The sequence below is a fragment of the Jeotgalibaca ciconiae genome, assembly GCF_003955755.1.
GTDB lineage: Bacteria > Bacillota > Bacilli > Lactobacillales > Aerococcaceae > Jeotgalibaca > Jeotgalibaca ciconiae.
In genome coordinates this window covers 1-20,063 of sequence record NZ_CP034465.1, presented here as the reverse complement: position 1 = coordinate 20,063, position 20,063 = coordinate 1, and the positions used below count along the sequence as shown (strand labels likewise).

20 protein-coding genes, 7 pseudogenes and 1 riboswitch are annotated in these 20,063 nt (G+C 34.1%); of the genes and pseudogenes, 25 read left to right on the top strand and 2 right to left on the bottom strand.

Annotated elements, in window-relative coordinates; translation table 11 throughout:
• Positions 1-27: 27 nt before the first annotated feature.
• The gene (locus tag EJN90_RS00125; protein ID WP_126108300.1) at positions 28-2,133 is read left to right on the top strand and encodes a DUF262 domain-containing protein; all 2,106 of its coding nucleotides are present in this window, start codon (positions 28-30) and stop codon (positions 2,131-2,133) included.
• A gap of 54 nt (positions 2,134-2,187) precedes the next feature.
• Positions 2,188-2,589, top strand: a complete 402-nt coding sequence (locus EJN90_RS00120; RefSeq protein ID WP_126108299.1) for a cytidine deaminase — start codon at positions 2,188-2,190, stop codon at positions 2,587-2,589.
• A gap of 196 nt (positions 2,590-2,785) precedes the next feature.
• Here EJN90_RS00120 and EJN90_RS00115 read toward each other — a convergent pair whose 3' ends face one another.
• Complete coding sequence (locus EJN90_RS00115) at positions 2,786-3,433, bottom strand: uracil-DNA glycosylase (RefSeq protein ID WP_126108298.1); 648 nt, start codon at positions 3,431-3,433, stop codon at positions 2,786-2,788.
• Between the two features lie 260 nt (positions 3,434-3,693).
• On the opposite strand from EJN90_RS00115, the gene EJN90_RS00110 reads away from it, so the two are divergent.
• The 16 genes and pseudogenes from EJN90_RS00110 to EJN90_RS00040 all read left to right on the top strand — a co-directional run.
• Positions 3,694-3,915 (top strand): DUF2829 domain-containing protein, encoded by a 222-nt coding sequence (locus tag EJN90_RS00110; RefSeq protein WP_126108297.1) that lies wholly within the window; start codon positions 3,694-3,696, stop codon positions 3,913-3,915.
• The gene (locus tag EJN90_RS00105) at positions 3,915-4,679 is read left to right on the top strand and encodes a 3-oxoacyl-ACP reductase (RefSeq protein WP_126108296.1); all 765 of its coding nucleotides are present in this window, start codon (positions 3,915-3,917) and stop codon (positions 4,677-4,679) included. The genes EJN90_RS00110 and EJN90_RS00105 overlap by 1 nt, the downstream gene beginning before the upstream one ends.
• A 106-nt stretch (positions 4,680-4,785) precedes the next feature.
• Entirely contained in the window at positions 4,786-5,295 is a 510-nt protein-coding gene (locus EJN90_RS00100) for a QueT transporter family protein (protein WP_126108295.1), read from the top strand.
• 178 nt (positions 5,296-5,473) lie between these two features.
• A complete protein-coding gene (locus tag EJN90_RS00095; RefSeq protein ID WP_126108294.1) occupies positions 5,474-5,911 on the top strand; it encodes a hypothetical protein in 438 nt (145 codons plus the stop codon).
• Positions 5,912-6,303: 392 nt separating this feature from the next.
• On the top strand, positions 6,304-7,311 hold the full coding sequence (locus EJN90_RS00090) for an acyltransferase family protein (protein ID WP_126108293.1): 1,008 nt from the start codon (positions 6,304-6,306) through the stop codon (positions 7,309-7,311).
• 80 nt (positions 7,312-7,391) lie between these two features.
• Positions 7,392-7,492, top strand: a riboswitch (TPP riboswitch).
• 111 nt (positions 7,493-7,603) lie between these two features.
• Positions 7,604-8,362 (top strand): 3-oxoacyl-ACP reductase, encoded by a 759-nt coding sequence (locus tag EJN90_RS00085; protein ID WP_126108292.1) that lies wholly within the window; start codon positions 7,604-7,606, stop codon positions 8,360-8,362.
• Positions 8,363-8,662: 300 nt separating this feature from the next.
• Complete coding sequence (locus tag EJN90_RS00080) at positions 8,663-9,391, top strand: GntR family transcriptional regulator (protein WP_164543947.1); 729 nt, start codon at positions 8,663-8,665, stop codon at positions 9,389-9,391.
• Between the two features lie 80 nt (positions 9,392-9,471).
• Complete coding sequence (locus EJN90_RS00075; protein WP_126108290.1) at positions 9,472-10,788, top strand: heparinase II/III family protein; 1,317 nt, start codon at positions 9,472-9,474, stop codon at positions 10,786-10,788.
• A 110-nt stretch (positions 10,789-10,898) separates the two neighbouring features.
• Positions 10,899-11,309 (top strand): hypothetical protein, encoded by a 411-nt coding sequence (locus EJN90_RS00070; RefSeq protein WP_126108289.1) that lies wholly within the window; start codon positions 10,899-10,901, stop codon positions 11,307-11,309.
• A 251-nt stretch (positions 11,310-11,560) separates the two neighbouring features.
• Positions 11,561-12,745, top strand: a pseudogene (locus EJN90_RS00065) (glycoside hydrolase family 88 protein).
• Positions 12,746-12,763: 18 nt separating this feature from the next.
• Positions 12,764-13,255 (top strand): annotated as a pseudogene (locus EJN90_RS00060) (PTS sugar transporter subunit IIB).
• Between the two features lie 18 nt (positions 13,256-13,273).
• Positions 13,274-14,026: pseudogene (locus EJN90_RS13955) on the top strand (PTS sugar transporter subunit IIC); the annotation flags it as partial.
• A 268-nt stretch (positions 14,027-14,294) separates the two neighbouring features.
• Complete coding sequence (locus tag EJN90_RS00050; protein ID WP_265415838.1) at positions 14,295-14,771, top strand: PTS system mannose/fructose/sorbose family transporter subunit IID; 477 nt, start codon at positions 14,295-14,297, stop codon at positions 14,769-14,771.
• Positions 14,719-14,856: a PTS system mannose/fructose/sorbose family transporter subunit IID gene (locus EJN90_RS14085; RefSeq protein ID WP_322348864.1), complete on the top strand. Its 138-nt coding sequence runs from the start codon at positions 14,719-14,721 to the stop codon at positions 14,854-14,856. Before EJN90_RS00050 ends, EJN90_RS14085 begins: the two co-directional genes overlap by 53 nt.
• Before the next feature lie 100 nt (positions 14,857-14,956).
• Positions 14,957-15,088, top strand: a complete 132-nt coding sequence (locus tag EJN90_RS14150) for a PTS sugar transporter subunit IIA domain-containing protein (protein WP_126108288.1) — start codon at positions 14,957-14,959, stop codon at positions 15,086-15,088.
• 5 nt (positions 15,089-15,093) lie between these two features.
• Positions 15,094-15,450, top strand: a pseudogene (locus EJN90_RS00040) (PTS sugar transporter subunit IIA); the annotation flags it as partial.
• Positions 15,451-15,508: 58 nt separating this feature from the next.
• On the opposite strand, the gene EJN90_RS00035 reads toward EJN90_RS00040, so the two are convergent.
• Entirely contained in the window at positions 15,509-15,895 is a 387-nt protein-coding gene (locus tag EJN90_RS00035) for a YtoQ family protein (protein ID WP_227872529.1), read from the bottom strand.
• 231 nt (positions 15,896-16,126) lie between these two features.
• On the opposite strand from EJN90_RS00035, the gene EJN90_RS00030 reads away from it, so the two are divergent.
• The 7 genes and pseudogenes from EJN90_RS00030 to celA all read left to right on the top strand — a co-directional run.
• Entirely contained in the window at positions 16,127-17,200 is a 1,074-nt protein-coding gene (locus EJN90_RS00030; protein WP_126108286.1) for an ABC transporter permease, read from the top strand.
• 3 nt (positions 17,201-17,203) lie between these two features.
• Positions 17,204-17,924, top strand: a pseudogene (locus EJN90_RS00025) (ABC transporter ATP-binding protein).
• Positions 17,903-18,497 (top strand): annotated as a pseudogene (locus EJN90_RS00020) (TetR/AcrR family transcriptional regulator). The pseudogenes EJN90_RS00025 and EJN90_RS00020 overlap by 22 nt, the downstream one beginning before the upstream one ends.
• Positions 18,498-18,694: 197 nt before the next feature.
• Positions 18,695-18,793 (top strand): hypothetical protein, encoded by a 99-nt coding sequence (locus EJN90_RS14080; RefSeq protein ID WP_407657546.1) that lies wholly within the window; start codon positions 18,695-18,697, stop codon positions 18,791-18,793.
• Positions 18,793-18,930, top strand: coding sequence for a hypothetical protein (locus tag EJN90_RS14075; RefSeq protein WP_265415836.1), 138 nt, complete (start codon positions 18,793-18,795; stop codon positions 18,928-18,930). The genes EJN90_RS14080 and EJN90_RS14075 overlap by 1 nt, the downstream gene beginning before the upstream one ends.
• A 275-nt stretch (positions 18,931-19,205) precedes the next feature.
• Positions 19,206-19,568 carry a hypothetical protein gene (locus EJN90_RS00010; RefSeq protein ID WP_322348863.1) on the top strand — a complete coding sequence of 121 codons (363 nt, stop codon included), beginning with the start codon at positions 19,206-19,208 and terminating at the stop codon, positions 19,566-19,568.
• Between the two features lie 360 nt (positions 19,569-19,928).
• A pseudogene (gene celA, locus EJN90_RS13960) lies at positions 19,929-20,057 on the top strand (PTS cellobiose transporter subunit IIB); the annotation flags it as partial.
• Positions 20,058-20,063: the final 6 nt, after the last annotated feature.

Here is a 20,063-nt window from a genome sequence, read left to right as displayed (position 1 = left end):
TATATAGAAAAGATAAGGAAGGCAACCATGGAAGGAAATGTTCGCTATTTATTAGAGTACTTAAGAGGTGGAACAAAATTTATTATTCCTGTCTATCAAAGAAATTATGACTGGAAAAAAGAAAACTGTGAAAGATTATTAAATGATTTAATTAACCTAGAAAATGAAGACAAAAAAACTCATTTTTTTGGAAGTATCGTTGTAAAGCCAGGCGATTATTCACAAGACATTATCGTTATTGATGGCCAACAGCGTATTACTACAACTTCATTATTGTTACTAGCAATGAAAAATTGGATGACTGACAATGAAACTACTGGTGAGAGAATCAATCCAAATAATATTAATGATGCATTTTTAGAAGATAGCTTTAGTAGGGAAGTTGATAAGTTTAAGTTACGTTCAAATCCTAGAGACTATAATGCGTATAAAAGGCTGTTTGGGGACGGAAAATTTCATATTAATAATTCTAACCTAACTTTGAACTATGAATATTTTTATACTGCAATTACTAACCTTCCAATATCTCTTGATCAACTTATGAATTCCATTCAAAAGTTACAAGTAATGGTTGTGAATTTGAATTCTCCGGATGATAATCCTCAGCTTATTTTTGAAAGTCTAAATTCTACAGGTGTAGACTTAACTGATGCTGATAAGATTCGTAATTTTTTGTTGATGAATGAAAGTCAGAAAGAACAGCTTTTTTTATTTGAAAATTACTGGGAGCCGATAGAGAATCGTACTAACTTTCAACTTAGTTCATTTTTTAGAGATTATTTGACATTAAAAAATGGTAAATATCCTAATCTTTCTAAAGTATATGAAACCTTTGTTTATTTTTATCAAAGTAAGTGCTCAGACAAACGAAGCTTTTTTGATGAACTTTCAGACTACTCATATGCGTATCAACAGATTTTAGGATCAGTAACGGATAATAAAGAGATTGATGATATTCTAAAACGACTCAACCATTTACAGGTTACAGTTATAAGGCCTTTCTTAATGGCCATCTTACATGATTACAACCAACACCAATTGAATGGAAAAGAAGTAGCAAAGATTTTCAATATATTAGAATCTTATATTGCTAGAAGAATGATTACTAAACTACCATCAAATTCATTGAATAAAATTATCTCTGTATTGTATAGAGATATGAAAAAGATACTTGAGAAAGAAGATGAAGCTTTAGCTACACCTTCTGAAGTAATTAGTTATCTTCTCCTCACAAAAATAAATACCGGTAAGTTCCCTACAGATAATGAACTTATTGAGAACCTTTCTTCAAGAGATTTGTACAATATAAACTCACAGTTTCGAACATACCTTTTTGAAAGGCTGGAAAACTATGATCATTTCGAGTCTTTACAAATTTACGAAGGTATTCAAAATCAAGAGTATAGTATTGAACATATTCTGCCACAAAAATTAAGCAGACAATGGATTGAAGATTTAGGACCAGACTATAAGAAAATTCAGACCAACTATCTAAACACTCTGGGAAATTTAACTATAACTGCTTATAATAGTAAATATAGTAACAGACCATTTAAAGACAAGCAAAACATGGAGAAGGGATTTAAAGAAAGTCATTTTGTTAATTTAAATAAAATTCCTGCACGTGCAGAAACCTGGGGAGAAACAGAAATAAATGAAAGAACCAATGAGTTAATTCAGACCTCTCTAAAAATTTGGCCTTATCCTAATCCAGCATTTAAACCTTCAGTTCATGAAAGATCAATGATTATCTTTGATGGAGAACAAAAATTTACAAATTACCAGATAAAAGGGTATAGTTTTTTGAATGATGAATATCATCCGGTAGAGACTTGGAAAGATTTCTTTATAGATGTGATTAAGCATTTAGCGGAGATTAATTCTAACCCACTCATAGAAATGACAAGATTAAACTCTTCAATAAAATCTGGCGTAGAGGGAATATTTTCTAGTACTTCGAATGCTAATTATAAAGAAGTAGTGCCAGGGATATATGTTTATTTTTCTATGTCGAACTGGAGAAAGATGAGTTACATTAAACAGCTTTTAGATATTTATGATCTAGCTTATGATGAATTATCAATTGATGCAGTATTGTATGACAGTAATACTGATGGAAAAGATTCTCTCTAGGGTTATTAATTTTAAAAAATTCTCAGCTTAAAAAATGCAAAAGGAGCTCTGAACTTGAATATCGAACAAAAACTTTATCAAGCAGCAATTGATTTGATAGAAAAAAGATATCCCACGGGTTGGGGTAGTGCTGCGGCTATGTATACGAAAAATGGAGAAATCTTAACTAGTGTAGCACCAGACGTTCTGGTTGCTTCTACAGAACTGTGCATTGAAACAGGTGCGATTCTCGAAGCGCATAAATTAAATACGGAAGTGACACATACGATTTGTGTGGTACGAGAAGATGAGAATGCTGAATATGTCATTTTAAGTCCTTGTGGTGTATGTCAAGAAAGGTTGTTTTACTGGGGTGAAAATGTAAAAGCGGCAGTAACAAATTCAAATAATAACCTAGAATTTAAAGCATTAAAAGAACTACAACCCTATCATTGGTATAATGCCTATAAATCGTAAAAAACGAATGTCCACTGCTAATGAAAATAGCAGCAGGGCATTCGTTTTTCTTTATAGCTTTGTTATACCGAAAATATCTTAAATTTTATAGACGGCTATTGCAGAGGTAAAAATATTCTTTACACGGGGCTTTCAAGAGAAACATAATGATTCTTAGTAGCTATAAAAATAAAGTGGCCTGCTTTTTTATTAAAAATTACTCACTGCTTTCTTTTTTAATCATTTCAACCAAATGACTCCAATCTGCTGCAATCACTTCTTTTAAAGTCCGGTTATAAAGAATCGCTGCTGGATGATAAATAGGGAGAATGGTGTAACTTTCTTTTGTCTTTTCATAGCGTGCACGATCTTCTGAAATTTCAAAAATTGGCAGATTCAGAATTTGTCCATGATAAGCAGAGATTCTGTATTGATTGCCCAACAGCCGTTTTAATGCAATGTTTCCCATTGGAGCAATGATTTTTGGTTGGATTTCTTGAATTTCAAAATCTAATAATGGAGCAAATGCCATTACTTCACCATTAGTAGGCGTACGGTTTGGATGGCTGGTTATGATCGAACCATTTTTGTCTATTCTTGTTTTGATCCGAAACGGTCGACTTCTAACAGCACTGGTAATATAGAGATCGTTTCGGCTAAGATTTGCCTTATCGAGTTCTGCGTCAAGCTCTTTTCCAGCCTGTCCGCTAAAAGGAACTTTGGTTACGAGTTCTGTGCGGCCAGGAGCTTCACCCACCAACATCGCAATTGCATTTCTAGGACCTTTTCCCGCTAGGAAACCTTCCAGTTGAAATGATTTTGTTTTTTCTTTTACTTCATTCATGAGATGTAACGGATATTCCATCACTATTTTTCTCCTTTCATTCGCATATAACGCATATTGAATCCCAAAGCTTATTTCTATTTATCATATAATTTATATCGGATACTTGGCAACTATTAGGGTTTATCTAACCCATCCATTCAATTTTTGAATGGAATCTTTTCTTTAATGGCTGATAATTATGTTAAGAAGTTCAAATTTTCCCTTGAAGAATGTTATAATACATTTTGTTGACTAGAACACTTATGTGGAAAATATAATCAATAGAAAAGAGGGATTTTATGACGTTTGAAGAAGTTTTACCAAAGTTGAAAAATGGTGAAAAAATTATTCGCAACGGTTGGAGTGGAACGGAAGAGTTTGTTATTTTAGTAAGTAACGATACGTTCGAAGGAATTCCTGTCACACCTTATTTATTAATCAAGACAAGTGACGAAGGATTTTCTAGCTTTGCGCCGGCAGTGTGTGATATTCTGGCGGATGATTGGAAAATTGTTAAATAATGAAGACAATTATTTATTCAGAATTCCATGAGCAGGTTGTCTTTGTGACAGGAGCAGCTTCAGGAATTGGAGCTGCGCAAGCAACTGCTTTTTTGGAACAAGGAGCGAAGGTATTTGCCTTTGATCGTCAGCTTGGAAGTTTACTGGACTTAAAAATGAATTTTCCAGAAAGTTTTGGTTATATGGTTGGGGATGTTCGTAGGCAAGAGGACTTAATCCACGCAGTTGAGCAGTGTAACCAAGCGTTCGGCACGATTAATATCTTGCTGAATACGGCAGGGATTTTAGACGGCTATCGCCCATTGCTGGAAACATCGGAAGAATTGTTTGACAAAATCTTTGAAGTCAATGTAAAAAGCTTTTTCATACTTACAAAAATAGTCCTGCCACAAATGTTAGCAAATAAAAGTGGTGTGGTAATCCCCATGACCTCCATAGCGGGCATGGTGGCTGGCGGTGGTGGCATCGGTTATACCATGAGTAAGCATGCGATTGTTGGTTTTATTAAACAATTAGCTCTTGATTATGCGGACAAAGGAATTCGAGTGAATGGGATTGCGCCAGGAGCAATTGATACGCCGATGAATGCGGCAGATTTTGCAGGCGACGGTGCCATAGCAAAGAAAGTGGCCGAAGAAACACCAGCTAAGCGTTGGGCAAAGCCAGAAGAAGTAGCTTCTCTCACCTTATTTTTAGCAAGTCAACAAGCAAGTTATCTTCAAGGAGATATTATTCCAATCGATGGCGGTTGGATTATTAAATAAGAAAATAAAATAGTGGCATAGCCACACTACGGCACTTCGTAGGGCAGTATGTCCCATCCTTTGGCCGTAGTTATTACCAAGGTAGAACCTTGCAAAGGAGATTATTATGTTAAAAAGCGAAAAAAAGATGGTTGCGAAGATTCGTGCAACTGAACTAACGAAAGTAGCATTGATTACGGCTCTTTACATTGTTATTACCACTGCATTATCTGTCATTAGTTTCGGAAGTGTTCAACTTCGTTTGTCAGAAATGTTCAATTATATGCCTTTATTTAATAAAAGATATATTTGGGCAGTAACTCTTGGCGTAGCAATTGCGAATATGAACTCGCCACTAGGAATCATTGATGTATTAGTAGGCAGTATCTCGACCTTTTTAGTATTGAAGATCACACTATCTATTACGAAAAATATTAAAAGTACACCGATAAAGTTCGTGCTAACAGCATTTATATTTGCCTTTTCAATGTTTACCGTTGCAGGCCAACTAGCCATCGTCAATGATTTACCATTTTTTATTACCTGGATTAGTGTTGGTTTGGGAGAGCTCTTTTCTATGGCAATCGGAGGACTCATTATGTATGGGATAAGCAAAAAAATAGATTTGACAAAATAATCAATCGAAAAGCTAGAATTCTTAACTAAAAGGATTCTAGCTTTTTTTATTGTTTGATAGGGACTTTTATTTAATAATAAGGGATAGAAATTCAGTTATCATTATTAAATCGAGCGCTTTTACGTTATATTTATTTTAGGTCAATAACACAGGGTCGATTTGAGAAGGAGAGAGATGGATGAATGCAGAGACATGGGAAGAAAACATAGAATCTTTCATCAAAGAAATTAATTCTGATATTAGAATCAATCATAATTATATTTATGGGTATACGGATGCGAGTTTGATGGCATCGCTAGCTTATGGCAATTTGTCTGTTTTGGCTATGGAATATTTCATTGTAGTGTTTGCTGGAGACCAACTACTTTTGCTTGACCTCAATATGGGTGGAAGCTTGACAGGAGAGTATGCAGTGATTCCATATTCTGATATTCAATCATTTAAGGTCCGGAAAGGAATATTGCAGTATATTATTACTATAGAGTTAGTAGGAGAGCCTACTCGATTGAAATTTAAATGTAATCGAAAAATGCTGAACGCTCAGATGATGGGAATGGGATGGCAAAAAGAGAATCTGGATTTTATGGCTAGTCAAGGATGGGATGGACTTGCATAATAAAATCAGTATATTTTTATAAGTATAACGTCACACCATATAGGTAGTGGCGTTTTTCATTTGTATTGATTCATTTTTACTAGAAGAATTCATTGATAGATTTAACTTTTTCTAGTAGGCTAGTGAATGGATGAAGGCAATTTGGATGCGTGAGATATGAATCTTTCCATTAGTAGAGCAACTTCAGAACACACAAAAGATATTAGCCGAATCTGTTCATATGGATGATATTGATAAAGGGATCAATGGCAGTTGGAGTGATTGATGGAGCTGGAACGGAACCAGTGGACATTGGAGAAAAATCACCATGTTGGAATGGGAATCCAAAGGGCTAGAATAAGTGAATGATTATTTAATCATTTTTCAATACTGAGATGGAGGACAGCTGAAAAATGATAAGAAAAAACGAGTACCGTTATTTATATCTTGCACAATTTATTAGTTCATTACTGGTTGTGCTTATTCATTGTGGAACAGTAACTGATATATCTGGCCTCCACTTTATGATAAAAAGCATTTTATGTAGAATAGCGGTACCATTCTTTCTTGTGAACAATGCGTTCTTCTACAGAGCTAGGTCAGTTGAGGAGAAGAAGTTGTGGCTTAAAAAAGTCATCAAGATCTATCTTATTTGGTCTATTATTTATTTACCTCTAGGAATTCAGTTCATGAATGAGCAAATCAACTTACCGCTCATATTATATCCAATTGCATTCATACTTGGACTGACTTATACGGGTATTTTTTATCATCTCTGGTATTTTCCAGCTCTCCTATTCTCATTGTTTGTGGTCTCGAAGCTGATAAAGAGATTCGGTTATATGAAATCTTTTATTTTGTTTGGCTCATTGTATATAGTGGGAGCCGCTGAAACGTATTCTTCTTTTATTACACACCCATTACTTTCCAAAATTTTAGACACTTATTTTTCTATCTTTTTGACTACAAGAAATGGCCTTTTTTATAGTTCTATATTTGTTTTAATAGGTTTTTTTATTTCTGATAAGAAAGAATTCTTGCTAGCAAATAGAAAAAAGATGTTTATTGGATTATTCTTTACATTTGTATTGTTGTGCATAGAAGGACGGCTCATTTATTTGAATCAAGGAAGGGACAAGAATTTTCTCATGTTCTTAAGCCCCTTGCTATTTTTTGGTTTTCCTTTACTATTTTCTGTATATAAAAGAAGTCGGTTCGGACAGCTTGGACGATACAGCCAAGCGATTTTTTTCATTCACTTGATTCCTATTGAAATATTCAATCATAGTTTTGAGAATGCTGACGCAATTACACCTTCTTATGGGATCATAAGATTCTTACTGGGTGTATTCGTTTCTGTATTTTTATTGTATTTATTCGAAAAGGTCAAGCCTTTTTTCTATGGGACAATTGAAAATTGAATATAAACAACTAGCAGCTTCATTCTTTACTTGTTTGACCACACTGATTATGTATGGTATTTTTAAATCTAATTGAATAAGTTATCCACTAGGGGTGCGTTATGCTGAGAGAGGCTGTCTGCCTTGACCCTTAGAACCTGATCTAGTTAACACCAGCGTAGGGAAGTGGAATTTACAGAAACTCTTTTTGTTCGTGCGTGTTTTTGTAAACTCTAACTCTTTATCCCGCTATGGTGTAAGGAGTTTTTTGTTTGATGGATACTTTTTCAATCAATCATAAGGGGGAAGAAGAATGTCAGATAATCGAGTTGTACTTGTAACAGGAGCGAGCAGAGGGTTAGGAAGTGAAATTGCAAAGAATTTCGGGCGGAAAGGGTACTTTGTTGTTATCAATTATTTCAATAGTGAAGAAAAAGCAAAAAAAGTTGTCAAAGAGATTGGGGAAGATAAAGCAATCGCGATCCGAGCTGATGTCCGTGATAAAAAACAAGTAAAAACTATGGTTGAAAAAGCAATTGCGAGATTTGGGAGAATTGATGTGGTGGTTAATAACGCATTGATAAATTTCGAATTTAATCCAGTTACCCAAAAAAAGGTAGAAGAATTGACTTGGGAAAACTATACGGAACAATTTGAAGGTTCGATTAAGTCTTCCTTAAATACTGTTCAGGCTGTATTGCCATCTATGAAAGAAAATCAATATGGAAGAATCATTAATATTGGAACAAACTTATTCCAAAATCCAGTCGTTCCTTATCATCAATATACAACAGCTAAAGCTGCTCTTTTAGGTTTTACTAGAAACATGGCAAAAGAACTAGGTTCCCTGGGCATTACAGTCAATATGGTTTCAGGTGGGCTCTTACAGACAACAGATGCAAGTAAAGTCACGACTCCTGAAGTCTTTCAGTTAATTGCTGATTCGTCTCCTTTACAGAAGGTTACTGCTCCAGAAGATGTCGCAGAAGTGGTAGGATTCTTAGGAACCGAAGCAGCACGCGCGATTACTGGACAGAACATAACCGTTGATGGTGGACTGACGATGAATTGAGAGCGAAAACTTTATCGTCTGAATGGGTTCTTGGAGTTAAGATGAAATAATAAAGCTCACTTCTCGTTCAATATCGACTTAAAGATCTTTTTAAGATAAGTAGAAGAAACTCAGATTTCGTTAATCTGGGTTTTTTTCTTTACATTGATGTTTTGTTATATTCTAACTAGCAAAATATTCCAAATAATGTAAAATAATATTAGGTATTTATTATGAAACCATTTCCAAGAGTCTGAAAAGTCCGACAATGAATATCAAACTCTTTATTTTTAAAAAAAGAAATAGATGAGGAGAGTAACTATGGTGTCAAAGTATCAGATGATAAAAGAAGATATTATCAAAGAGATTAATGAGGGTGTTTTTTTACCAGGAGATAAAATTTATTCAGAAGCAGATTTAAAAAAGAAATACAATGTTAGTAATACCACTGTAGTCAAGGCGTTGAATAACTTAGTAAGCGAGGGTTATTTAATTCGTCGTCAAGGATATGGAACTTTTGTCCGTAGAAACTTAATAAACCGTAAAGTGCTATTTAGCGAAACTTCGCCTGTATCTTCCATGAAAGGGAAAGTGGTTGAACGTACCGAAACACATATCAGTGAATCATTTAAAGATAAGGAGATTGCAAAAAAACTCGGAGATTTACAAGGAGAAGAGAATATCATTAAAATCATTCAAGTTGCCTATGTCAACGACATACCATGGAAGATTCAAAATCGTTATTTATTAGAAAGGAAAATACCTGAAACAGGAATTGAAAATATTAAACATGGTGCGAGCGTGACGAAAGAAATATCTGGGAATTATAATATTCATGCCGAGATGTCGGTTAATATCGTGCGTTTCGAGCCGACATCCAAAGAACTGAAAATTGTAGAGAATTATTTGAAGGAGCAAACAAGAGAAGAGGAAGACCTTGTTTTTTTTGATATTCAAAAAATTACGACTAGTTTAAATGGAGAAATATTAGAATATACTAGGAGCTTCATTGATCCCCATTACTATTCCATTCAAATAACTACAGAGTAGAAAATACTATTTTTTTAACGAAACTTAACGTTATAACCCTTTAAGTAAATTCTTCCAAAAATGTAAGGAGTGATTTTATTGTGGATATTTTACAGATTATTCATTATAAAAAATGTTTTTTTAGTAAAGATTGGATAAGGAATTCTTATCGATCCAACTTAAAAGAGATTGAGAACATAAAGGAAAGAGTTGATTATTTAATGAATGATCAAATTATTTTTTCAGATGCTCTCGATATGGAAGCTTGTAATATTCCCTATTCAATCTCAAAATATAAATGGAATGATTATCCAGAAGATGATGTGGAATGGACTTATATGTTGAACCGCCAAGGGTTTATGGTAGATTTAGCCATTACGTATGCTTTAACTCAAAAATCAATATACTTTAAAAAATGGAAACAATTACTATCCTTATTTATCAAAGAAAATGGAGTTCCGAATGCATCAAATAATAATTCATGGAGACCGATTGATTCAGGTATTCGATTAATGAATTGGTTGAAAAGTCTCACGTATTTACCTATAGAAAAACTAACAAATGAAGAGTTGGAATTAATTGATGAATCAATGATGATTCATATTCAATTTTTAAAGAACTCCTATATTGATAAGTATCGTTTAAGCAACTGGGGTGTCTTGGCATTGAGCGGAATTGCAGTATACGACTTATTCTTCCCTGAGAAGATAAAAAGCAGTCTCATGGATTGGGTATGGGTGCAGTTAGAAAATCAAATTGATCTTCAATTTTATTCGGATGGCGTTCACTGGGAACAAAGTCCACTATATCATCATGAAGTGATTTCAAGCCTTGCTTATATTCTACAAGTTTCTGAATGTTTAAAGAGAACTTTACCAATTAATCTTCGAGCTAAATTGGAACAACCGATGAAATCTTCTTACTATATGGCTAGTTCGGATGATTATTTGAGCCCTTTACATGATAGTGATTATGTAGATTTTACCTATATATATAATATTTATCGGGAAATGGGATTTCTTCCGCAAAATGGCAGCAGTTCTTCTGCATTATTTTTGGGAGCTTTGTACACGGATCATAAGAGAAGCCAAATTGAACTGCCCGCTTTGTTTCGTGGGGAAAAAAGCGGCTTTAGTGCTCTTAAAAAAGAAAGTGTTTATTTCACACTATTTAATGGTTTGCATGGCAGTTCGCATGGCCATGCTTCTGCTGGGAGTTTTACACTGAATTACCAGAATGAAGAAATTATCTCTGATGGAGGAAGGTATACTTATACAGAAAGTTCTATACGAAAAGATTTAAAAGGAATAGCAGCTCATAATACGTTTTTTGATGAGGAAGATTTATCAACTGTGATTACAGAGTCGTGGGGTACGATCATCTTCCTTTGCCTATCTTTCAAAATACTAGTGAAATAGAAGGTATATCGGGAGGGTATTTATTTTCCAATGCTTGGATATCCCATCCCTCCGAATCGCATCTTTTAAGTTATTATTCAAGAGATTTTCTTATTCTGGAAGAGCAGTCTTTGGTTATCATCTATGACTCTTATCGTGGCAACGGAACATCATTAACGACTACTTACAACTTCAATGAAATTTGTCAGGTGATTCCTAGAGATGAAAATAGGATTGAATTTAAGGCACAATTATCTACCGGAGAATTATTTGTTCGAAACGGACTCTTAAAAATTGAAAATCAAAAACGCTCAAGTATATATAACGAACTTATTCAACATCAACGAGTGATAAATAAAAACAAAGTGGAGAATGGACAAGTAAACGAAATTTCAGTTATTACATTGAATCAATCGATTCAGTGCCAACCATTATCGGTATATCAAAATGGGAAGACAGATAAGTATCCAGATGCTTCAGGAGTAAGAATCTTGTTGGATAATCATGAATTTTTGGATATTTATTTCCTTTTAATGATGTAATCAAAGGAGATAAACTTTTTAAAACAGAAGCAAATCAATATTTTTACGGAAAAATAACGGCATTCAATAAAGATAATCAAATGATAAAAATAAAATAATGAGTAGAAAAGCCTTTTATTACAAGGGCTTTTTAGCTGTCTTCTTTTAAGAAAACAGCATTTTTTATTTTTTTTAAAAGAATACGTTTACAAATGAGAAAATCTTTTGTATTATAGATATAGGGTTAACACGTTAAGGGAGGAACTATAAAAATGAGTAAAGTAAATTTAGAACCGCTTGTTTCGAGTGATGCATATATAGCGAGTGGTTTGTTAACAGAAAAAAAGATTGATGAGGCAATCGCTCAGGCGATTAAAAAAATCGATTACAATATTGTAAAGCTCGGTAATCTTTTTCCAGGACCAGCTACTAAAAATAATGCCTATCAACCGATGAAGAATATTGAATGGACGAACGGTTTTTGGACCGGTATTCTTTGGTTAGCTTACGAAGCAACAGGTGATGATAAGTATAGAAAGTTAGCTGAAAAACATGTGGATGATTTTTATAACCGTGTTGTAAATGATGTCGAATTGGACCATCATGACCTAGGATTTCTTTACATTCCATCATGTGTAAGCGCATATAAACTAACTGGTAATGAAAAAGCAAAAGAAGCCGCAATGCTTGCAGCTGATAAATTAATGACACGTTATCAAGAAAAAGGGGAGTTTATTCAAGCTTGGGGAGAATTAGGAGCAAAAGATAATTACCGATTAATAGTAGATTGCTTGTTAAATATACCTTTACTATACTGGGCAACGGATGTGACAGAAGATGGTTCTTACCGAGAGGTAGCAGAAAAACACTATCGTTCTACTATTGAAAATGCGATACGTGAAGACGCATCTGCTTTTCACACCTACTACTTTGATCCAGAAACAGGGGAACCAATAGAAGGTAAAACGCGTCAAGGTTATTCTGATGATTCTAGCTGGGCTCGCGGTCAAAGCTGGTTAATTTATGGAATCGCTTTAAACCATTATTATAATGAAGATCCAGAGAATATTGAGTTGTTTGAGTCTGTAACAAATTATTATTTAAATCGTCTACCAGAAGATTTTATCAGTTATTGGGATTTGATTTTTTCAGATGGCTCTGACCAATCGCGTGATACCTCAGCAGCAGCGATTGCTGTATGTGGTTTGAACTTAATGGATAAATTTATACCTGAGACAAACAAATATAACTCGTCTACAAATATTCACAACATGCCATGTTAGAAAGTTTAATCGATAACTACACCGATCAAAAAACGGAGGGAGTAACAGCACTGATAATTCTGGTGTTTATTCATGGCATTCAGGAAAAGGAGTAGATGAAGGTAATATTTGGGGTGATTATTTCTACTTGGAATCATTAGTTAGATTTAAAAAGATTGGAAAATGTATTGGTAAAACTTAGGAGGAAAAATTATGATACAACCAGATTTAAAATTAGTTAGAATTGATGAACGTCTCATACACGGGCAAGGCCAATTATGGATTCGATCACTTGGGGTGAATTTATTGTTGTTGCCAATGATGATACTGCTAGTGATCCACTTCAACAAACGCTTATGAAATCTGTTGCCAAAAATGTTGGGATGCGATTTTTTACAATGAAAGACAATAGAAATTATTCATCGTGCTGCACCAACGCAACATATCTTTTTAGTAGTTAAAAATCCGCAAGATGCTTTGTGGTTAGTCAAAGGCGGTGTTCCAATAACGAATATAAATGTTGGGAATATTCATAGTGCAGAAGGGAAACATAAAATATCAAATTATATTTATTTAGGGGAAGAAGATAAACAAGCTTTAAAAGAATTGCATGAAAAATATAATGTAACCTTTGATACACGAACTTCTCCTATGGCACCAGATGTAGATTCTTTAAACAAGTTAATGGATTATATTACAAAATAGAAATATGAGGTGAAAACAATGGAAATTACTTTACTCCAAGCATTATTATTAGCTTTGGTATCAGGATTGTGTTTTGCTGGTGTTTATTAGGTCTTTTTACTAACCGTGTAATCGTGCTTTCATTTTTTGTTGGACTTATTTTAGGAGATGTAAAGACTGGGTTAATGATGGGAGCAATTGGTGAACTTGCGTTTATGGATTTGGGGTTGGAGCAGGTGGGACTGTGCCTCCAATCCATTGGGACCGGGGATTGTAGGTACGATTATGGCAATCACTTTGAAGAATCAAGGAATTACTCCTGAAAGTGCTTTAGCATTATTTATCCCTTTGCTGTCTTATTCCAGTTAATGCAGACATTTATTTATACATTGTTTGTGCTTCACCAGAAGCTGCCAGACGTGCGATTGACAAAGGAAATTATAAATTGTTTAAAATTCCATGCAAATGTAACCGTTCTTGGTTTCTTTATAGCAGGATTTATTATCGCTTTGATATCAGCATTGGCTATGGAACCTTTACGTACATTCGTTGAACTTATTCCTCAGTCATTAATCGCTGGTTGACAGTAGCGGGAGGGTTACTGCCTGCAATCGGATTTGCGATGATCTTATCTGTAATGATAAGTCGAGATGTTATTCCTTACATCCTTTTAGGTTTATCGCTATTGGCATATTTAGAGCTTCCAGTAATGGCTATCGACTGTTAGGAGCAGTATTTGCTTTAATTGATTATTTCCAACAAGAGAAAAATGAAGAGTTGGCTATGACGCAAACAATAGCTTCAGTGAGGAGATCAATATGGAATCTAATAAAGGAAATTAACAAAAAAGACTATGTTATTTCAACGTTTCGTTCTTATTTTTTACCAAAATGGTTTAACTATACAAATATCAAGGAACCGGTTATGCGAATATTCTGTTCCAGATTGAAAAAAATTTATAAAGACGACCCGAGGGGCTGAAGAAAGCTACTAAAGATAATATTGAATTTTATAATGTTAACCACAAACGGTACCGTTTGTTTCTAGTTTACAGTTAGCTATGTTAGATTATGGAGAAGATGTAGATAAGATTCGAAGTATCAAAATGGCATTAATGGGTCCTTTAGCGGGGATTGGAGATGCGATTTCTCAGTTTGGTATAGCACCTTTGTTCTCTACTATTTTGCAAGTATGGCTATGGCCGGGAGTAACAGGCGCTCCAATAATGTTTTTAGTAACGATGATTGGTGTGAACTTGGCTATTAAACTAGGTTTGGGTTGGTTTGGATACAAGATGGGAACTAGCGCCATTGAAACTTTAAGCCAAGAAAATCAATCAGGTGTCTCGAGCAGCAAACATTATAGGGTTACTGTTATTTCTGGCCTGGCTGTAAACTTTGTTAAAGCGAATGTGGGTTGCAATATGCAACAACAATTGACGGTCAGGAACAAATCGTTTCACTGCAAACGGTACTTGATCAAATTTGCCAAAATTGCTTCCTGCTGTTATTACAATCTTAGTTTATTACTTGATTAAGAAACGTAATTGGAATGTTTATAAATTATTAGCATTGCTTATTGTGCTTGGAATTACTTTATCTTATGTAGGCGTTTTAATATAAATGATAGTACGGATAAAGGGTTCCTGTAATCGATTGTGGGGAGCCTTTTCAATTTATATTAACTATTAATATTTACAGGAGGCTATAAAATGATTGGTATTTGATAACAGGACATGGTGAGTTTTCCCTTGGAATCAATGATGCATTAGAAATGATTGCAGGGAAACAAGAGGGAGTTAAATTCGTTCCTTTTTTTAAAAATGAGTCGACTGATATGTTGAATCTAAATTAAAAGATACAGTACTGGCAATGAAAAAAGAATATAAATCTGTTATTGTTCTCGCTGATTTAGTGGGAGGTACTCCTTTCAAAACAGCTGTTACTATTCTTGAAAAAGAAGTGGATTTTCGAGTGATAGGTGGAATAAACTTACCATTAGTGATTGAGTTGTCAATGCTGCGATCGACGACAAATGACATTGAAGAATTGCTGGAACAACTTTTGATAACAAGTCAAGAAGCAATTAGTGAATTCAAACAGGTAATGAAAAAGAAGAATTTGAAACTGAACTGCTTGAAGGAATTTAACTTTATTAGAAGTCCTACAACAATAAAAGCTGAAACTCTTGTTTTCCAAAGAGTCTCAGCTTTTTAATTTTTTTATTGGAATACGTATTCCAATACTTGCACAGCTTGTTCAATCGTATTCACGGTTACATTCGCTTATTAGATAATTCCTTTAGCGGATGAATTAATGATTCAGGCCGCACTATAATGAGTGGTTTATTCAAATGAATGGCGGAAGTTGCATCCATTGCGGTATTCCACTGGCGATAATCTTCGCCAAATAGGGCAATCACAATATCTGCTTTTTGCATAAGCACTTGTGTTCTGAAATTATTGATATTACTTGCCGCATCATCTTTGAAAAACTTAGTCGGTTGTTCGCCTAAAATCTCCTCACCAATGGCATCGGATAAGCTGTGATTGGTTTGGGGTGCTACAAATTGATAAGGCAAATTCTTTTCCTTTACTGTTTGCTCTAATTTTTTGCGCCAGTTATCATGAATTTGACCTGCTAAATATACTGTTAGTTGCATATTATCGCTCCTCATGTTTTATTGTCTTGCCTTAATCATATAATACCTAGAGAAAAATTGCAGAGAACATGCTGTATCTTCAAGAAGTACTACTTTTTAGATATGAATGAGATGATATTTTTTAAATGTTTATTAGTGACAAAGTGTCATTTTTGGTGTATTCTAATCTCTAGTGACATTTTGTCACTAAGGAAAATCTGTTCAAATAAAGATGTAGGAGGGTTCATATATATGTTTTTAGCAATAAAGGAAATGCGCTATTCAAAGTTGCGTTATGGTTTAATTATTGGAATTATGTTATTAATCGCTTATGTTGTCTTTATGCTTTCAGGTTTAGCAAGAGGGCTTGCAGAAGAATTTAAAAAAGCGATTGATGACTGGGATGCACAAGAAATTATTCTATCAGAAGATGCTAATAAAACGTTTGCTGCTTCTCAGCTGACGAGAAATGACATCTTTCGTATAGATAATTCAGAAACCGCGCCGATTGGTTTATACAGTGGAGCCATTGACGATGAAGAAAATAAAATAAATATTTCTGTATTCGGTACAAATGAAGATGCGTTTATATTGCCGAAAGTAACAGAAGGAACGTCTTTTCGGAGAATGAATGATATTATTATTTCTCAAAATCTAGCAGAAAAAGGTTATAAGATTGGAGACGAAGTTAAAATAGGTAATTCAGATGAAGTACTAACAATTGTAGGTATTTTCCCTGAGACTTTTTATACCGTTACACCGGTCATTTATACTTCGTTGGATACGTGGAGCATTTTAAAATTCGGTGATCAACCCTTTACCTCAGAGGAAGAGCAACCGATTAATATTATCGCTGTAAAAACAAATCAAGGAACAATCAATAATGACGGAAAGACAAAATTAGAAAAGCTTTCCAAAGATGACTTTATTGAAAGCATACCTGGTTATTCTGCACAAAATCTTACATTAGATGCAATGGTTTATTTTCTGTTTTTTGTAGTTGCAGCGGTTGTCGGCATTTTTTATGTCATTACCTTACAAAAAACGAATATCTTTGGTGTGATGAAAGCTCAAGGAATTAGTAATACTTTTATAGCGAAATCAATTGTCGGTCAATCGCTCATGGTCGGATTAATAGGAGTAGCTGCTGCTTTTGTACTTGCTTATTTAACAAGTTTCATTTTGCCCGAAGCAATGCCTTTTGCTATCATGTTCGACCAATGGTTTATCTATAGTGGCATACTAATTTTAGTAGCAGTTTTGGGTGGTTTGTTCTCTGTACACACTGTAACAAAAGTTGATCCAATAACAGCGATAGGAGGGTAAGGTATGAAAGACGTATTAGTAATGAAAAATATTGTAAAAAAAAAAAATTTGGTGAAGGTCGTACAGGAGTGACGGCTTTAAAAGGAATTGACTTTAAGTAAGGCAAGGGGAATTTATTAGTATCATTGGCCCATCAGGATCAGGGAAGAGTACCTTTCTGACGATTTCTGGTGGACTAAAAATCCATCTTCCGGCCAGATTATTATTAACGATATTAATTTTTCTAATTTGTCAGAAAAGAAACGATCGAAGCTTCGTTTTAAGGAAATTGGTTTTATTCTTCAAAGTTCCAATTTAATTCCTTTTTTAAAAGTAAAGGAACAGTTTTATTTAGTTGATAAAGTAGAAAAAAAGAAAAATGAAGATGACCGTATCAATCACATTTTGAGCTCTTTAGATATTTTTGATTTGAAGGATAAGTATCTCGTGATTTATCTGGTGGAGAACGTCAACGGGTAGCGATCGGAAGAGCCTTATTTAATGATCCTAGTTTAATCTAGCAGAACCGACAGCTAGTTTAGATACAGATCATGCTTATGAAGTGGTAAAGTTATTAGTAAAAGAAGCTCATGAGAAACAAAAGGCAACGATCATGGTAACGCATGATTCTCGCATGATTGAATGGAGTGACCGTGTTTATCGGATGGAAGATGGACAATTAATTGAAGAAAAGGCAAAAAAATATCTAAAAAGGAGAAAAGTATGCCTAACGAAACATTTTTAAACTTATCAGATGAAAAGAAAGTAAAATTAGAAATGATTCTGCTTGAAAAGTTTTATAATCGTCATGCCAGTCAAGTGAAGGTATCGGAAATTGTTGAAGCGATGCATATGTCGAGAGGCGCATTTTATAAATACTTCCGAGATTTAGAGGATGCTTATACATATATGACCAGAAAATATTCAACGATTATCCATGTCGATATTTTAAAGTTTATTGATGAGAAAAAAATGACTTTTTTGGGGAATTGAAAAATATTTATTTTGGTGTAGCAATCTAGATCATAATAGTGATTATTGGAGAGGAATCCAGTTTCTTACACAAGAAACGGATTTAGTGACTTATCGCCGAAAGGACTTCCCCGCTGAATCGTTTATGATGAAACAATGGATGGACCTACTTGAATTGAACAAATTTAAGATGGAGAGTTATGAAGAGGCAGTTAGCTTTTTATATTTCGTAATGTCTGTTGTTATGGGATCATTAAAGGATTATATAGCGAATGATTGGAGCAAAGAAGAGCTGGTAAAAGATTTTCGTTTCAAAAGTCACTGGTTGACGAAAGGAATAAAGTAATACTTGATTATGAATGGAAATAATATTTGGAGGAACTTTTAAATGAATAGATTAGTACGCACAAGTATGTTTTACATGATTTTTGGATTAGTTTCTGGTCTTTTATCGAGAATTCACTAAGTTTAATAACTTTACAGGAAAACACAATTGAGTGTATTGCACACGCATACTTTAATTCTGGGTATGTTTTTCTTCTTATTTGTATTATTATTGGAAAAGACTTTAAAATTAGTCAACAAAAAAACTATCGGAAATTTTATCTTTTTTATAATATCGGTTTAGGTATACGATACTAATGATGCTCATTCGCGGTAGCTTGACCGTTTTAGATTATGGAGCGCTACCAGCGCTTGCTGGAATTGCTGGTGTAGGCCATATTATCACAATTGGATTGTTTTTTCTTTTTCTTTACATTGCTTGGTGCAGTAAGTAGCGATAGTAAGTAGTATATAAGCAATGACGACATCACTTATTTGTATGAACTGAATGTTCTGAGTAATTGATGTCGCTTAACGTATTCATTTGTTGTAATCGCTTTCTGTTTTTGTTACATTAGTGATAGAAAAACAAATCCAAAAGAAGGAGTGATGGTATGGTGCAAACAGTTTATACCAATTATTGGCAAAGTCGGTTTGGAAGAGTTAGAAAAGAACACGGTAGCTATAAAGCGAAGAAGAAGCAATCGAAGGGATTAAAGCTTGGTGGGAATTGCATAAGGAAAATCATTCGAACGTACAATATATTCGGACGAATACCGGTGCTTTAGAAATCATTTATGGTGATGAAAGGTATGTATATCGAATCGAAAAAAGAACCATTGATGGAACTCTACCAACTAGGAGCTATCGATTGAAAAAATCTGGGGAAATTAATTCCCTGCGCTCTAAATATCTTTTGGATGAAGACTCTTTCTTGTTTGATGAACTAGCTGAACCATTTCGCGATCGGTTAATATTAGCAATGGCAGATAGCAAAAAAGCTAGAAGCTTCATCTACGATCGTGATGGCCGACCAATTCATGAACTTGGTTTAACTGTAAAAATAAATTCTTCAAGAGCGTTAAGTTATTAGCAGCTGTGAGTTTAAGTAAAAAATATAAAGCATAATAAAGTCAGAGACTTCAAAGACGAATACGTTTTTGAAGTCTTTATTTTTGCCGTTTTTAAGAGTTTAATAATCCATTAAATATTTCGAAATGAAGATTATTTGACGATAAGCGAAATAATCATTAGTATGGATGTCGGAACGCTAATGACCATATTCTTATCTATTGTCAACTTTATAAATATTCAACTTACATTGACTCTGTCCGATTTAATATTTTCCGTATCGATACGGAAAATATATCTATTAACAATGCGAGCGTTTTACATTATGCTTACAATGTAATAAATCTTATAGAGATAAAAGCAAATTAATGGAGGATTTAGTGTGAAAAAAGGTTTGATTATTTGTGCTGGAGGAATGAGTTCGTCTTTATTAGCGAAAAAAGTATCCGAGTATTTTGCTTCAAAAGGAGAAGAAATTATTGTAGAGGCAACTGGTATTGGAGAAGGGGCACAAGCA

Excerpts from the sequence above, each read along its gene's own strand:
- EJN90_RS00125 (WP_126108300.1), top strand. The coding sequence starts at position 28 with ATGGAAGGAAATGTTCGCTATTTATTAGAGTACTTAAGAGGTGGAACA.
- EJN90_RS00115 (WP_126108298.1), bottom strand. The coding sequence starts at position 3,433 with ATGGAATATCCGTTACATCTCATGAATGAAGTAAAAGAAAAAACAAAA.
- EJN90_RS00110 (WP_126108297.1), top strand. The coding sequence starts at position 3,694 with ATGACGTTTGAAGAAGTTTTACCAAAGTTGAAAAATGGTGAAAAAATT.
- EJN90_RS00105 (WP_126108296.1), top strand. The coding sequence starts at position 3,915 with ATGAAGACAATTATTTATTCAGAATTCCATGAGCAGGTTGTCTTTGTG.
- EJN90_RS00100 (WP_126108295.1), top strand. The coding sequence starts at position 4,786 with ATGTTAAAAAGCGAAAAAAAGATGGTTGCGAAGATTCGTGCAACTGAA.
- EJN90_RS00095 (WP_126108294.1), top strand. The coding sequence starts at position 5,474 with ATGAATGCAGAGACATGGGAAGAAAACATAGAATCTTTCATCAAAGAA.
- EJN90_RS00090 (WP_126108293.1), top strand. The coding sequence starts at position 6,304 with ATGATAAGAAAAAACGAGTACCGTTATTTATATCTTGCACAATTTATT.
- EJN90_RS00085 (WP_126108292.1), top strand. The coding sequence starts at position 7,604 with ATGTCAGATAATCGAGTTGTACTTGTAACAGGAGCGAGCAGAGGGTTA.
- EJN90_RS00080 (WP_164543947.1), top strand. The coding sequence starts at position 8,663 with ATGGTGTCAAAGTATCAGATGATAAAAGAAGATATTATCAAAGAGATT.
- EJN90_RS00050 (WP_265415838.1), top strand. The coding sequence starts at position 14,295 with ATGTTAGATTATGGAGAAGATGTAGATAAGATTCGAAGTATCAAAATG.
- EJN90_RS00035 (WP_227872529.1), bottom strand. The coding sequence starts at position 15,895 with ATGCAACTAACAGTATATTTAGCAGGTCAAATTCATGATAACTGGCGC.
- EJN90_RS00030 (WP_126108286.1), top strand. The coding sequence starts at position 16,127 with ATGTTTTTAGCAATAAAGGAAATGCGCTATTCAAAGTTGCGTTATGGT.
- EJN90_RS14075 (WP_265415836.1), top strand. The coding sequence starts at position 18,793 with ATGATGCTCATTCGCGGTAGCTTGACCGTTTTAGATTATGGAGCGCTA.